The 14,735-nt window shown below is 43.1% G+C and carries 12 protein-coding genes; 7 read left to right on the forward strand and 5 right to left on the reverse strand.

Translation table 11 applies throughout. The annotated features are described in order from the left end of the window. The first annotated feature begins 303 nt into the window (after window positions 1-303). From bchB to F6K63_RS18875, 7 genes are all read left to right on the forward strand, one after another. The gene (gene bchB / locus F6K63_RS18845; protein WP_009149518.1) at window positions 304-1,830 is read left to right on the forward strand and encodes a ferredoxin:protochlorophyllide reductase (ATP-dependent) subunit B; all 1,527 of its coding nucleotides are present in this window, start codon (window positions 304-306) and stop codon (window positions 1,828-1,830) included. Between the two features lie 55 nt (window positions 1,831-1,885). Further along, window positions 1,886-2,020, forward strand: coding sequence for a hypothetical protein (locus F6K63_RS18850; protein ID WP_287312891.1), 135 nt, complete (start codon window positions 1,886-1,888; stop codon window positions 2,018-2,020). A 996-nt stretch (window positions 2,021-3,016) separates the two neighbouring features. Beyond that, window positions 3,017-3,880: a ferredoxin:protochlorophyllide reductase (ATP-dependent) iron-sulfur ATP-binding protein gene (bchL, locus tag F6K63_RS18855; protein WP_009149517.1), complete on the forward strand. Its 864-nt coding sequence runs from the start codon at window positions 3,017-3,019 to the stop codon at window positions 3,878-3,880. 412 nt (window positions 3,881-4,292) lie between these two features. Next, window positions 4,293-5,696, forward strand: coding sequence for a ferredoxin:protochlorophyllide reductase (ATP-dependent) subunit N (locus F6K63_RS18860; RefSeq protein WP_287312892.1), 1,404 nt, complete (start codon window positions 4,293-4,295; stop codon window positions 5,694-5,696). Window positions 5,697-5,969: 273 nt separating this feature from the next. Continuing rightward, complete coding sequence (locus F6K63_RS18865; protein WP_287312893.1) at window positions 5,970-8,513, forward strand: calcium-binding protein; 2,544 nt, start codon at window positions 5,970-5,972, stop codon at window positions 8,511-8,513. 39 nt (window positions 8,514-8,552) lie between these two features. After that, window positions 8,553-8,732, forward strand: a complete 180-nt coding sequence (locus F6K63_RS18870; RefSeq protein ID WP_287312894.1) for a hypothetical protein — start codon at window positions 8,553-8,555, stop codon at window positions 8,730-8,732. 97 nt (window positions 8,733-8,829) lie between these two features. After that, window positions 8,830-9,267 (forward strand): hypothetical protein, encoded by a 438-nt coding sequence (locus F6K63_RS18875; protein WP_287312895.1) that lies wholly within the window; start codon window positions 8,830-8,832, stop codon window positions 9,265-9,267. A 332-nt stretch (window positions 9,268-9,599) separates the two neighbouring features. Here F6K63_RS18875 and F6K63_RS18880 read toward each other — a convergent pair whose 3' ends face one another. The 5 genes from F6K63_RS18880 to F6K63_RS18900 all read right to left on the reverse strand — a co-directional run. Beyond that, window positions 9,600-11,312, reverse strand: a complete 1,713-nt coding sequence (locus F6K63_RS18880; protein WP_287312896.1) for a fatty acyl-AMP ligase — start codon at window positions 11,310-11,312, stop codon at window positions 9,600-9,602. Window positions 11,313-11,369: 57 nt separating this feature from the next. Then, on the reverse strand, window positions 11,370-12,587 hold the full coding sequence (locus F6K63_RS18885) for a cytochrome P450 (protein ID WP_287312897.1): 1,218 nt from the start codon (window positions 12,585-12,587) through the stop codon (window positions 11,370-11,372). 106 nt (window positions 12,588-12,693) lie between these two features. Then, window positions 12,694-13,572: an SAM-dependent methyltransferase gene (locus tag F6K63_RS18890; protein WP_287312898.1), complete on the reverse strand. Its 879-nt coding sequence runs from the start codon at window positions 13,570-13,572 to the stop codon at window positions 12,694-12,696. Continuing rightward, window positions 13,565-13,846 carry an acyl carrier protein gene (locus tag F6K63_RS18895; protein ID WP_287265012.1) on the reverse strand — a complete coding sequence of 94 codons (282 nt, stop codon included), beginning with the start codon at window positions 13,844-13,846 and terminating at the stop codon, window positions 13,565-13,567. Before F6K63_RS18895 ends, F6K63_RS18890 begins: the two co-directional genes overlap by 8 nt. Window positions 13,847-13,897: 51 nt before the next feature. Further along, a partial coding sequence (locus F6K63_RS18900; protein WP_287312899.1) for an acyl-CoA desaturase occupies window positions 13,898-14,735 on the reverse strand: 838 nt, incomplete at its 5' end.

Genomic DNA, 14,735 nt, shown 5'->3' on the forward strand with positions numbered 1-14,735 from the left:
GCTTGGCAACAGGATTTGGGGAATTAGATACCAGGGAAAGAACACTTATCCCTAAGGATAGTTATTACCTCGGAGTTCTGAGAAAATCTAAATCACGCTTGGGTCTTAAGGCTGTTCGCGTAGCGTGGCCAAAGGCCAAGGCTGAAGGCTGAAACCATATTGGTTGCTGAGTAACAAATCCATAAAATTGTTACATTATTGATGATTGATGATTGATGATTGATGCTTAATGCTTGATTATTGATGATTGATGCTTGATGTTTGATACTTGATACTTAATCTTTTAACAAGGGAGAATAGGATATGAAATTGGCTTACTGGATGTATGCAGGTCCTGCCCACATTGGCACACTGCGCGTTGCGAGTTCTTTTAAGAACGTCCATGCTATTATGCATGCCCCCCTAGGGGATGACTACTTCAACGTGATGCGCTCCATGCTAGAGCGAGAGCGGGACTACACTCCGGTAACTGCTAGTATTGTTGACCGGAACGTGCTAGCACGGGGTTCTCAGGAAAAAGTGGTAGACAACATCACCCGCAAAGATCAGGAGGTAAACCCTGATCTGATTGTGCTTACCCCCACCTGCACCTCCAGTATCCTACAAGAAGACCTGGAAAATTTTGTAAACCGGGCTCAGATGGATGCTAAGGCTGATGTGATGTTGGCAGATGTCAACCACTACCGGGTCAATGAATTGCAAGCGGCTGACCGCACCCTAGATCAAATTATTCAGTTCTACCTCAACAAAGCCCGCAAGAAGGGTGAGTTGCCAGAGGGCAAAACCGCAAAGCCCTCGGTTAACATCATTGGTATTTCTACCCTTGGCTTCCACAATCAACACGATTGTACTGAACTCAAGCGGCTGATGGCTGATTTGGGCATTGAGGTTAACGAAGTCATCCCAGAGGGAGCTTCTGTCCACAACCTGAAAAATTTACCTCGGGCTTGGTTTAACCTGTTGCCTTATCGGGAAATTGGCTTGATGAGTGCCCGTTACCTGGAAGAAGAGTTCTCGATGCCCTATGTCGATATTGCTCCTCTGGGTGTGGTGGAAACTGCCCGTTGTATCCGTAAAATTCAGGAAATTGTCAATGGTCAAGGTGCTAATGTCGATTACGAAGAGTACATCAACAACCAAACCCTGTACGTTTCTCAAGCTGCCTGGTTCTCTCGCTCCATCGACTGCCAGAACTTGACGGGTAAGAAGGCTGTGGTTTTCGGAGATAATACCCACGCTGCGGCTATGACTAAGATTCTGGCACGGGAGATGGGTATTCATGTGGTGCTGGCTGGTACCTACTGCAAGTATGATGCGGACTGGTTCAAGGAGCAGGTGAGCGAATACTGTGATGAGATCCTGATCAGTGATGATAATGGTCAGATTGGGGATGCGATCGCACGAATTGAACCTGCTGCGATTTTCGGTACCCAAATGGAACGGCACGTTGGTAAGCGCTTGAACATTCCTTGTGGTGTGATTGCTGCTCCCATTCATATCCAAAACTTCCCCATCGGTTATCGCCCCTTCATGGGTTACGAAGGTACTAACCAAATTGCTGATTTGGTCTACAATTCCTTCACCTTGGGTATGGAAGACCACTTGTTGGAAATCTTTGGTGGTCATGATACCAAGGAAGTGATTACCAAGGGGATCTCTGCTGATTCTGACCTGAACTGGAGTAAGGACGCTAAAGCAGAACTGAATAAGGTGCCTGGTTTTGTTCGGGGTAAAGTGAAGCGCAATACTGAGAAGTTTGCTCGTGAGCGTGGCTTTAGTGAAATCACTCTTGAAGTGATGTATGCCGCTAAGGAAGCTGTAGGGGCTTGAGGTGATAGAGATTTAATCTGCATCAGGGGAGATAGGGAGATGGGGAGATAGGAAGATGGGGATATGGGGAATCAGATCAGTTTTCCCGATTCCCGATTCCCGACTCCCGACTCCCGATTCTTTGTACCTCTTTCAAATCCTCTTACTAGACTGGCGCTATATCGAGAATATTGCGGTGATTGCTCCTTGACACTCCCCGCCTTGCGCATAGCGGGGATTCTTAGATCGACGAACTGCCGTAAACCGCCGTGTTCCTATCCTTGACGCCGTCAAGAATTGGACAATACTCAACCAAAAACCCGTGCGTAGACCAAGTTTCCAGTCAATTCACGACAGACCTAGAGGGCGGTTCTCCTTAAGCGTTCGAGTACTTTTACTTTGGAAGTGCCTTAAAAAGTCCGTTGCTTCCCGTTTCCTCAAGTTCCGGTGTGCCCCACCGTACTTTGTTTTGTTTCAAAAAGTGTTCTTCTGGGTTCACACGCCAAAAGTTAATTGACGATTGGGTTTTTAAAGAGGACTTTCCCTACCCTCTAGGTATTACTACTTTATGATCAATAAGTTACGGGTCTCTCTCCCGGCTCAGTCAACGGTTTTTCAGCCTGTACCTACTTTAATCATACATCATCGTCATTGATGATTCCGGAAAAGCCGTCGAACTAAGGACGGGGCTTTAAACCCAGAATTTTTGGTAAAAATTTAATTATTATTTACAAAAAATCTGAATAGCTAGACCCACCTATTGCTTCTGGTGGGTCTGGATGATTTGTAAGCTTAAGCGCTACGCGTGCGCGTAGCGCTTAAGCTATCAGCTATCAGATTGATTCACCCTGGTGATTAAATATTTTTGTTTATTGTTTCACTTTTTATTAAAAAAAATAATAAAAAATATTAATTAAGTATTAAATTGAATAAATAAGGTTTAAATTGATTTATATTATGGTTTAAATTCATAAAAGTCCATTTAAACTAATTTAAAGGCTATATAGATAAAAAAGACCCTGTATTTTCTAGTGCAGTTCGTGAATAATGCAAGAAGCACCGAAAGCTAAGCAATCTATGGCTGGCTTTAGGGTAAACGCCGAAGCGGTGCCTAAGATAAATCCAGCAGAATTTCGGCAATTATGCTTTCGGCTGGCTTAGGGGCAAAGACAAAAGAAGAATTTTTATCTGAAACAGGAGATTAAAGGTGAAACTTTCAGTTTATGGAAAAGGTGGTATCGGTAAGTCCACAACTAGCTGTAATATCTCAGTTGCCCTAGCTAAGCGGGGTCGGAAGGTGCTGCAAATTGGCTGTGACCCGAAGCATGACAGCACATTTACTCTGACTGGTTTTCTGATTCCTACCATTATTGATACCCTTCAGGAAAAGGATTACCACTACGAAGATGTCTGGCCTGAAGATGTGATTTACAAAGGTTATGGTGGTGTTCATTGCGTAGAAGCTGGTGGTCCTCCGGCTGGTGCGGGTTGCGGTGGCTATGTGGTTGGTGAAACTGTAAAGCTGCTCAAGGAACTGAATGCTTTTGATGAGTACGATGTGATTCTGTTTGACGTTCTGGGTGATGTAGTCTGTGGTGGTTTTGCTGCTCCCCTGAACTATTCCAACTATTGCATGATTGTGACGGATAACGGTTTCGATGCCTTGTTCGCTGCTAACCGGATTGCTGCTTCTGTTCGTGAAAAAGCTCGCACTCACCCTCTGCGTCTGGCTGGTCTGATTGGCAACCGCACTTCTAAGCGCGACTTAATCGATAAGTATATCGAAGCTGTGCCGATGCCAGTGCTGGAAATTCTGCCACTAATTGAGGACATTCGTGTCTCTCGGGTTAAGGGCAAAACGATTTTTGAAATGGCAGAAACTGACCCGAGCCTGGAACCTGTTTGCCAATACTATCTCAACATTGCTGACCAAATTCTGGCACAGCCTGAGGGGGTTGTACCTCAAGATGCACCTGACCGGGAGTTGTTCTCTTTGCTGTCTGACTTCTACCTGAATCCTCAAACCCCAGCAGTGACTGAGGAAGAAGAATTAGACCTGATGATGGTGTAAGGAAAGGTTGAAGGTTAGGAGGTTAGGAGGTTGAAGGTTGAAAGAAAGGTTGAAGGTTAGCAGGTTGAAGGTTGAAAGTTATAAGAGGCGTAGGGTGCTTTAGGGACGGGCTCGCCCTCATTTTATCGGTAGCCAGTGTTGAGACAGTCCGTCCCGTAACGCACCACCGGGTCAAACAGCTTTAATGAGATGTACCCGGTTGAAAGTTATAAGAGTCAACAGCAAACCTGAAAACCTTAAGCCCTTAAAACCTTCAACCGTTAACCGTTAACCGTTAACCCTTCAATCCTTCAACCCTTAAAACCTTCAACCTTCAACCTCTTAACCTTCAACCTCTTAACCTTCAACCTTCAACCCTTCAACCTTTAAACCCTTAAAACCTTAGAGAGAGACCAGGAGAGGAGAATTTTAAATGACTGTTGCTCAAACCCCTCAAGCCCTAGATTTTGAGTGCGAAACTGGGAATTACCATACCTTTTGCCCGATTAGCTGCGTGGCATGGCTTTACCAAAAGATTGAAGATAGCTTCTTTTTGGTGATTGGTACTAAGACTTGTGGCTATTTCCTCCAAAATGCGATGGGGGTGATGATTTTTGCTGAGCCACGCTATGCCATGGCGGAGTTGGAAGAAGGGGATATTTCCGCTAAGCTCAATGATTACGAGGAACTGAAGCGGTTGTGTTTGCAGATTAAACGCGATCGCAATCCTAGTGTGATTGTCTGGATTGGTACCTGCACTACCGAAATTATCAAGATGGATTTGGAAGGCTTGGCTCCCAAGCTGGAATCTGAGATTGGTATTCCGATTGTGGTGGCTCGTGCTAATGGCTTAGACTATGCCTTCACCCAGGGTGAAGATACGGTGTTGGCCGCTATGGCTCACAAGTGTCCGAAGGAAGCACCCCAGGTAGAAGAGGAGAAACAAGAGCGGAATGCGATCACAAAACTCCTCAACTTTGGACGCCAGAAAGAAGAGGTGGCTGCGGAAGAGTCAGACTATGCGGATCATCCACCCCTAGTGTTGTTTGGCTCCCTACCTGACCCGGTTGTGACTAACCTCACCCTAGAGTTGAAGAAGCAGGGGATTAAGGTGTCTGGTTGGTTGCCTGCTAAGCGTTACACGGAATTACCAGTAATAGAAGAAGGTTACTATGTTGCTGGGGTGAATCCTTTCCTAAGCCGCACTGCTACTACTCTGATGCGCCGCCGCAAGTGTAAGTTAATTGGCGCACCTTTCCCCATTGGTCCGGATGGCACTCGGGCTTGGATAGAGAAAATGTGTTCTGTGTTTGGTATTGAACCAAAAGGCTTGGCAGAACGGGAAGCTAAAATTTGGGAAAGCTTGGAGGATTATATCCAGCTGTTGCGTGGTAAGTCTGTATTTTTCATGGGGGATAACTTGCTGGAAGTTTCCTTAGCTCGTTTCCTCGTTCGTTGCGGTATGACTTGCCATGAAATCGGTATCCCTTACATGGATAAGCGTTATCAGAAGGCTGAGTTAGCTCTGTTAGAACAGACTTGCCACGAAATGGGTGTACCAACTCCCAAGATTATCGAGAAGCCAGACAATTTCAACCAGATTCAGCGGATTTATGACTTGAAGCCGGATTTGGTAATTACCGGTATGGCTCATGCTAATCCTTTGGAAGCACGGGGAATTAATACTAAGTGGTCCGTTGAGTTTACCTTTGCTCAAATGCACGGCTTTACTAATGCCCGAGATATTCTGGAATTGGCAACTCGTCCGTTACGTCGCAATAACAGTCTCAAGGATTTGGGTTGGGATAAGTTAGTGAAAGAAGAGGCTAAGGTATAGCGCTTCTTAATGGAGTAGGGAGTAGGGAGTAGGGAGTAGGTAATCGGGAATCGGGAAGAGGTTTTTTTAAGGTTAAAAATACCTTTTGATTCGCTTTGATTCCCCCTATCTTCCTATCTCCCTATTTCCCTATCTCCCCACCAATAAAACAAATTTTAGCTCGACGCCAGAAACAGCCCTGCCCTTTATTTTTAATTTTTTTTATAAAATAGGACTACATTCATAATATTCAATTGTCAGCATCAATATTCCATTATCGGAGTAGATAAAAAAATGGCAATTATTTTAGGAACCCTCAACGAAGATAATTTAGAAGGTCTCTCTGAAAACGACATCATTCAAGCTTTAGATGGAAACGATATTGTTCGAGGACGGGAAGGCAATGATCTTATCCAGGGAAATCTAGGTAATGATGTAATTTATGGAGATCAGGGTGATGATGTAATCCAAGGAAATGAAGGGAATGATACACTCTTTGGTGGAGAAGGTGAGGATGTAATTCAAGGTGGCGCTGGGAATGACCGAATTTGGGGTGATAGTGGTAATGATGTCCTCCAAGGCGGTGCTGGGAATGATACTTTCCGAGACAGTGCCGGTGTTAATTATTTTGATGGTGGAGAAGGTCTTGATACCGTTGAATTTCAAGAGCTAATCAACTCTGGTATTAAGCTGAATCTGGTTGAAGGCACTGCTAGTTACACCGATGATCAAAGTCAGGAAGTAACACAAACTTTAATTAGTATTGAAAGAGCAGTAGGTACTAATTTTAATGACGAACTGATCGGTAACGAGGCTGACAACAGTTTCTCCGGTTTAGAGGGTGATGACAAATATGTCGGTGGCGCAGGAAATGACGTTTTCCGAGACAGTGCCGGTGTTAACTATTTTGACGGTGGAGAAGGTCTTGATACCGTTGACTTTCAAAATCTAATCAACTCTGGTATTAAGCTGAATCTGGCTGAAGGCACTGCTAGTTACACCGATGAGCAAGATCAGGAAGTAGCACAAACTTTAATTAGTATCGAAAGAGCCGTAGGTACTAATTTTAATGACGAACTCACTGGTAACGAAGTTGACAACACTTTCTTGGGTTTAGAGGGTGATGACAAATATGTCGGTGGTGCAGGAAATGATACTTTCCAAGACAGTGGCGGTGTTAACTATTTTGACGGTGGAGAAGGTCGTGATACCGTTGACTTTTTCGAGTTTGATTTTGGGGTTCAAGTTAATCTCGTCGAGGGTACTGCTATCTCTACCGATAGTAACGATCAAGAAATTATCCAAACCTTAATTAGTATCGAAAACGTACTTGGTACTAATTTTGATGATGAACTGATCGGTAACGGCCAAGGCAACACTTTCTTAGGTTACAACGGTAATGACAAATTTATTGGTGGCGCAGGAAATGACGTTTTCCGAGACAGTGCCGGTGTTAACTATTTTGACGGTGGAGAAGGTCTTGATACCGTTGACTTTCGAAATCTAATCAACTCTGGTATTAAGCTCAATTTGGCTGAAGGCACTGGTAGTTACACCGATGAGCAAGATCAGGAAGTAGCACAAACTTTAATTAGTATCGAAAGGGTATTTGGTACTAATTTTAATGACGAACTCACTGGTAACGAGGTTGACAACACTTTCTTGGGTTTAGAGGGTGATGACAAATATGTCGGTGGTGCAGGAAATGATACTTTCCAAGACAGTGGCGGTGTTAACTATTTTGACGGTGGAGAAGGTCGTGATACCGTTGACTTTTTCGAGTTTGATTTTGGGGTTCAAGTTAATCTCGTCGAGGGTACTGCTATCTCTACCGATAGTAACGATCAAGAAATTATCCAAACCTTAATTAGTATCGAAAACGTACTTGGTACTAATTTTGATGATGAACTGATCGGTAACGGCCAAGGCAACACTTTCTTAGGTTACAACGGTAATGACAAATTTATTGGTGGCGCAGGAAATGACGTTTTCCGAGACAGTGCCGGTGTTAACTATTTTGACGGTGGAGAAGGTCTTGATACCGTTGACTTTCGAAATCTAATCAACTCTGGTATTAAGCTCAATTTGGCTGAAGGCACTGGTAGTTACACCGATGAGCAAGATCAGGAAGTAGCACAAACTTTAATTAGTATCGAAAGGGTATTTGGTACTAATTTTAATGACGAACTCACTGGTAACGAGGTTGACAACACTTTCTTGGGTTTAGAGGGTGATGACAAATATGTCGGTGGTGCAGGAAATGATACTTTCCAAGACAGTGGCGGTGTTAACTATTTTGACGGTGGAGAAGGTCGTGATACCGTTGACTTTCAAAATCTAATCAACTCTGGTATTAAGCTCAATTTGCCTGAAGGCACTGGTAGTTACACCGATGAGCAAGATCAGGAAGTAGCACAAACTTTAATTAGTATTGAAAGAGCCGTAGGTACTAATTTTAATGACGAACTGATCGGTAACGGGGAAGACAACATTTTATTGGGTTTAGACGGTGATGACACCATAACTGGCGGTGCTGGAAATGACGTAATCAAAACTGGTGACGGAAACAATACTATTGATTCTGGTTCCGGTGTAGACACCATCGAGCTTGGTAATGGTAACAACACCATTGCCCTTGAAGAAGGTGAAGGACATGACAAAGTGATAAATTTCCAACTGGGGTTAACTCGCTTTGGGGTTAGTGATGCTAGCACCCTTACCTTTGAGCAGTCTAATGGCAGTGTGAATATCATAGCTGCTGATGGTGACCTTCTCGCCAATGTAGAGGGAGTTGAGGTTAGTACCTTTACTGATAATCTCTCCACCATCTTTTTCTAATACCCCTCGCTTCCGGGTGTTGCTTAAGAATCGAATGATTTGAAGAGTTTTCTGGAACGGGCATCTGGCTGTGGAGTGGGCATCCGGGCATCTGGCTGTGGAACGGGCATCTTGCCCGTTTCATTTCCAGGCGGGCAGGATGCCCACCCCACTGATATTCATTATCCCCCTCTCATTCCCAGATCCGCTGTTCCGAGATCCGCTGTTCCCGACTTCTGAAAGAAGTCAACATAGCAATTTTCGTCATTCGCATCAGAATTACACTGGTACTCCTGCTCAGCTGCTAACTTGGGATCAGCTGTTGAGGTGAATCTACATGAATGTCTATCAGCGGAAGCTTTATGCTCTAATGCATCAGGAGCATCAAGACGAAGGGAGTAATAGTATCTTCCGCACATTACACTGTTGCAAAGACAATCTAGATCAGCTGCAAAACTGGTGGCAGCAACTGGTAGACCAGCAGGAGCAAAGTCAGGTTCTGCCGAATGCGATCGCTAGTTCCTCTGACCGGGTTAATCTAGGCGCAGATTATAACACAACAACTGATACTTGTCAAGTCAAGCATCCGATCAGCGGTCAACAGCACCAGATAGACTGTTTTAATCAACAAGAAACACCGAATCTCGGCGATATTGCTAAAGAACGGGATGGGAAAAAAGTGTTTTGGTGGCTCTGGCGGTTTTATCCAGAAATTAGAGCCAAGCAATCTCGTCATGGCTTACTGGTGCCAACTCATAAAATCCGGCGTTGCTGATCTAAAGAATGCTGGCTCTCCTAGACTGATTATAGTAAATGAGTAGTTTAAATGAGCGATTACCCCTGAAATAGCAAGGGATTCAATAAACTAAAAATACATTGTCTTGATCCCAAGCGCGAGTGGGGGGAACCACGGCAGTTGCTCATGGGGGGAACCCCCACAGGTCGGCACTGCCTCCCCAAGACCGCTTAGGTGCGCTTTTATTAAAATTGCATTTTTAAATTACTCAAACCCTTTATTAATAAGGGCTATAGCGGTTATTTTATACTAATTTATCATAGCCACTCTAGGAGAGCAAAAAAATCTCCCTTTCTGGTTAAACCATTTCGTTATTCAGCAACGCCAACTTTTTCAATGCTTTCCAATTCTTGCAACAGATACAACAACTTAGTTCGCTGCCTTTGAGTTTTTCCACTAGTGGTTGTAGGAATGCTATTTAACTGTAGCAGTACAGTGTCGTCTACCCTCAGTTGGAAATGGTCATAGACAGAAGCCTTAACCGCTTCTTTAATTTGATTGGCATAGTCATGGATTTGCCGCCGAAATTTGCGATTTACTTCACTAACCACCACCAGTTTTTGAGAAACAATACTAGGAACTGAGAATACAGCACAATTGACCTCCTGTAAGCCAGGATGAGAGAGTTTGACTACTTCTTCAATATCTTGGGGATAGTAGTTTGTTCCCTCGATGACAATTAAGTCTTTGAGCCGCCCTGTAATATAAAGGTGGTTTTGGGAATCAATAAATCCTAAATCTCCTGTCCGTAAAAATCGCAATCCATCATAAAAAATAAAGGTTTCTTGGTTTTTTTCAGGCTTTTTCCAATAGCCAACTGTAACACTCTCTCCGGCAATCCATACTTCCCCGATATGATGGGAAGGGCATTCCTTTAAGGTTTGCGGATTAATAATGCGCAAGGACAGTTCTGGCATGACCTGACCGTTGCTAACCACTGTACGGACGCTGCCTGTCTTGGGAGACGCATCGGCATCTAAAACTTCATCTGTGCCACAAGGAATGGTTAAAGCCGTAGGTTCTTCGGATTTAGAAGCCCCGCTAACAATTAAAGTTGCCTCTGCTAAACCATAACAGGGCAAAAAAGCAGTTTTTTTAAAGCCGTAGGGGTAAAATGTAGCACTAAACTTTTCGAGGGTATCTAACTTGATATGTTCTGCTCCATTATAGGCAACATCCCAGGATGAAAGGGATAGTCCTTCTAAGGAATCTGGGTCAATTCTTTTGACACACATCTCGTAAGCAAAATTGGGTCCCCCTGTCGTTGTGATCTTTTTGTCTGAAATTGTTTTCAGCCAAAGTTTTGGTCGTTGAAGAAAAGTCCCTGGAGACATTAAATAACAAGGACACCCCACATATAAAGGCTGAAAGACACTGCCAATTAACCCCATATCATGAAACAAGGGAACCCAACCTAACACGATACTGGCACTGCTGTGACCAAAGGTTTGTTGAATCATTTTCTGGTTAGCCATAATATTCCCATGACTTACCATCACACCTTTGGGAAAAGAGGTAGAGCCAGAAGTATATTGCAAAAAAGCAATGTTGTTACCTTGGCGGTCAACGGGAGCAGTTAAAGAGTCTAAAGCGTCTAGGGAGGGGAAAGTCTCGATTTGAGGGGATACTTCCAAATCCTCTTTCTCAAACAAGTCTCGAACCCTTGACTCAGTAATAACTAGACGGGCATCGCAATCCTTAAAAATCCGTTGATAGTGATCACAGTTACGCTTACGGGTGGGAGAACTGAGGGGAACGGGAATACGGTCGAGATATAGACAACTGAAAAATGTAATCACAAATTCAGGACTAGTGGGCAACTGAATCACTATGTGATCTCCCCTGACAGTTTTTTCAGTGAGCCATTGTCCTAACCGTTGGACTGCTTCTAATAAACTGGCATAAGTTAAAGACGCATATTCCCGACCTCGGTTATCAAGAAAATAATAGAGGGTTTGATTTGGTTGATATTCTGCTCCCAAAAGCAGTTTGTCAATCAAATTATTTAACTGGGGAGAAGTCATTGGTTTTTCTTCTGAGAGTGAGTTGGACAAATTCTGAATCTCAGTGGATTAACAAAGTCAGGAGTCATGAAAAGTAACAGGTAGATAAGTTAAGGTTCGGGTAATAAATCCCTCCTGATTCCAGCGATAGTCAGAAGAAGTCAATTCGATCTGCTTTACCCTTTGGCGAAGGTAATCAAACAAAAGCTTCCCTTCGAGTCGCGCAATCCCCTGTCCCAAGCAATTATGCATTCCATGGCCAAAGGCAATTTGAGAGGTAGCATCTCGGATAATATTAAAAGCATCAGGATTAGGAAAATGTTCTTCATCTCGGTTAGCAGAGGCAAGACAAAGCAGCATTTTGTCCCCTTTTTTAATCGTCTGGGAGCCAACTTGCAGGTCGCTGATGGCTAAGCGTACCGTTTGTTGTAAAGGTGGGTCGAAACGGAGAATTTCATCAATTGCTTGTTTGCTAGTAGCTTGTCCATCTCGGAGAATTTGCCACTGATCGGGATGCTTGGCAAAGGCTAAAATTCCATTGGTGAGCAATCCCTTAGAGGTTTCATGTCCAGCAACAAAGGTCATGACACAGGCAATTCCTAGCTCACTATCAGAAAGTCTATCTTCTCCAACTCTGGCTTGAATTAATTTGCTGATAATATCTTCTCCTAAATGGTTTTTACGGGAATCAATTACCTCTTGAAAAAGCGTTAAACACAATTGTAAATCTTGCTCAATGCGACGGATACGCATTTTGGTTAACAAACTCGGTTCTAAAATAGACCGAACCCGATGAATATATTGATCGACTGTCTTGATATATTCATTGGGAATACCAAGTATATGAGCAAGGGTATACAGGGGAATTTGATGGGCAATCTCCGCAAAATCAAACTCTTCTGTGCCGATTTTAAGCCCAATAAAATTATCAATTAATTTCTGAATATGACTAGTATAAGCTTGAATCGTACTACTGTTGAAAGCTTGTCCGACTAACCGACGTAAGCGTATATGGTCGGGGGGATCGGTAAAGACAATTGCTTTCTTGCCCAATTCCACTAAACCAGGAATATTACCCACCTTTTGTTGCGTCACATATTGGGGAATGAAACTAACGCTAACAGCATCAGAATCTATCACTTGGATAATATCTTGATATTTAGTGAGTATCCACATATCCAAGGCATAGTGAATCGACTTTTGTTGGCGCAAGAGGTGATAAGTTGTATAGGGGTCTTCTCGGAAACCGGGGGCAAAGGGATTAAATTTGATGGCAGATTTAGATACAGCAATCATGGTCAAAAAAAAACTCCTTGCGAGTAGTAAGGTATAGCAAATACTAGAAGTCTGTTAAGATAATTTGTACTATGAAAAATACCTTGACAGCCTTCTAGAGAATGCCTTATTTAGCTAAGGATTGCATTTCTAAGCGCAGTAGTAATATTTGTCCGAAATAAAAACCTGCAACAACTAATTTGAGATATTGTTCGTATTTACGATATATTTTTTCTCCAAACCCCTCGATGATTAGGGATTTTTGACGGCGGAGATTATTCAACCACAGATCACAAGTCTTGCCATATTGAAGGCGATCATTGCGGTAGGTTTTGATCTCAAATAGCCCGTCAGCAGCGATCAAAATTTCACCAGGGCGGGGTAACTCAGAATCAGGGAAAATCTCATTTTGGGTAAACCAATTTTTGTCTTCGGCACTTAACGAACCATATGTGATCGTTTGTAAGGATAATTTACCTTTGGGTTTTAGCCACTGTTGACATTGACGAAAAAATTCACGATACACACTTATTTTTTCCTCTGAGGTAGTCTCTGGTTTGGCAAAATGTTCAAAAGCACCAATGGAGACGATCGCATCGTAAGTAGTCATTGGCTGGTGAACAATCCAGCTTTCCTCGTAGACTTTGATATTGTCTAGTCCTAATGAGCAGATATGCTCATATTGATTGTGGCTCAAGGTCAATCCCACAGCCTGACGATCAGGATAGCCGTTAACATAACGGCGCATTAAAGCTCCCCAGCCACATCCAATATCTAGTAATCTTTTGCCAGTTGTTGCTCCTGAAGTTTCCAAATGCCAATCAATTTTTTTCTGTTGTGACTGTTCTAGGTTGTCATCCATTGCGGGATTATCCCAAAAACCACAGGAGTAAGTTAGGCTGGGATCTAACCACAAAGAGTAAAATTCATTACTAACATCATAGTGGTGTTGGATAGCAGCAGCATTTCCGCCCCGTGTAGTTAAGCCTTGTACTAAATTAGACACTTTCAGAAACCTCTTGTTCTAAAGCTTTCTCCTTTTTGACCATTTCCGCTATATGGATAGAAAGTTCACCAATAGTCTTGAATTCAAAAAACAGAGAAGGACTTAGTTCAAGGGACAACCATTCTTCTAAATCACCAATCAAAAAAACTGCCATCGAAGAATTAAGTCCAAACTGTTCAAATTCCTGTTTTTCATTAATTTCATATGGGTCTAATTCGAGAATTTCGGCTAGATATTTTTTTATCCATTCGCTGATTTGTGATTCAGTTTTCATGATGTCTCCTTAATTTAAAGTTACAACTAATTTTTAAATCTATGAGTTAAGTTATCGAATTTTAATTTTTTCTGAACTTGGAACTTTAACATCCCAAGCCAAATGTAAAGCTTCCATTAACTGAATAAACCAGTATCCTGGATCTAAGCGATACCATTCCAAACCAAAAGAAGCCGAACCAGGAAAAGCATGGTGATTGTTGTGCCACGACTCGCCAAAGGTCAATAGGGCAGCTGCTCCAAAATTGTGGCTATGTTCTTCAGTATCAAAACGACGCATCCCGAAGCAATGCAGGAAAGAATTAATAGACCAGATAGTATGACCTGCCCAAAATATTCTAACAGCACCTCCCCATAAAAATCCTGAGATCGCACCTTCTAGACTCCGATGATACATTCCCCCTAAGAGTGCAGGGATAACTAACCCAAGTATAACCAACACATAATAGTAGCGATCAATCTTGACAACGGTTTTGTTTTTTATTAAATCAGGGGCATAGTGAACAACACTGGGATATTCATGTTTGTACATCCAATTAAAGTGGGAGTGGATTAAACCTTGAAGACGCGCAGGCCAATTACTGCCGTGAAGATTGGGTGAATGAGGATCGCCAAGTTTGTCACTTAGTTCATGGTGGCGGCGATGCAAAATAACCCACGATATGACACCTCCTTGCCCTGCCATTGACCCCCAAATCATTAGCATAATTTGGAGTGCATTATGAGCTTTATAGGAACGGTGGGTAAATAAGCGGTGATAACCAGAGGATGTGCGGCTTGTTCTAAGTAGGAGCCTCCCCCACCAGGAGGGGTATGACTTAGGTAACTCGCGGGGACAACCCCAAAAGTTATAACTGTTCATCTGGATGGCGGTGCAAACCCGACCCCTA

The organism is Moorena sp. SIO1G6, from assembly GCF_010672795.1.
Taxonomy (GTDB): domain Bacteria; phylum Cyanobacteriota; class Cyanobacteriia; order Cyanobacteriales; family Coleofasciculaceae; genus Moorena; species Moorena producens.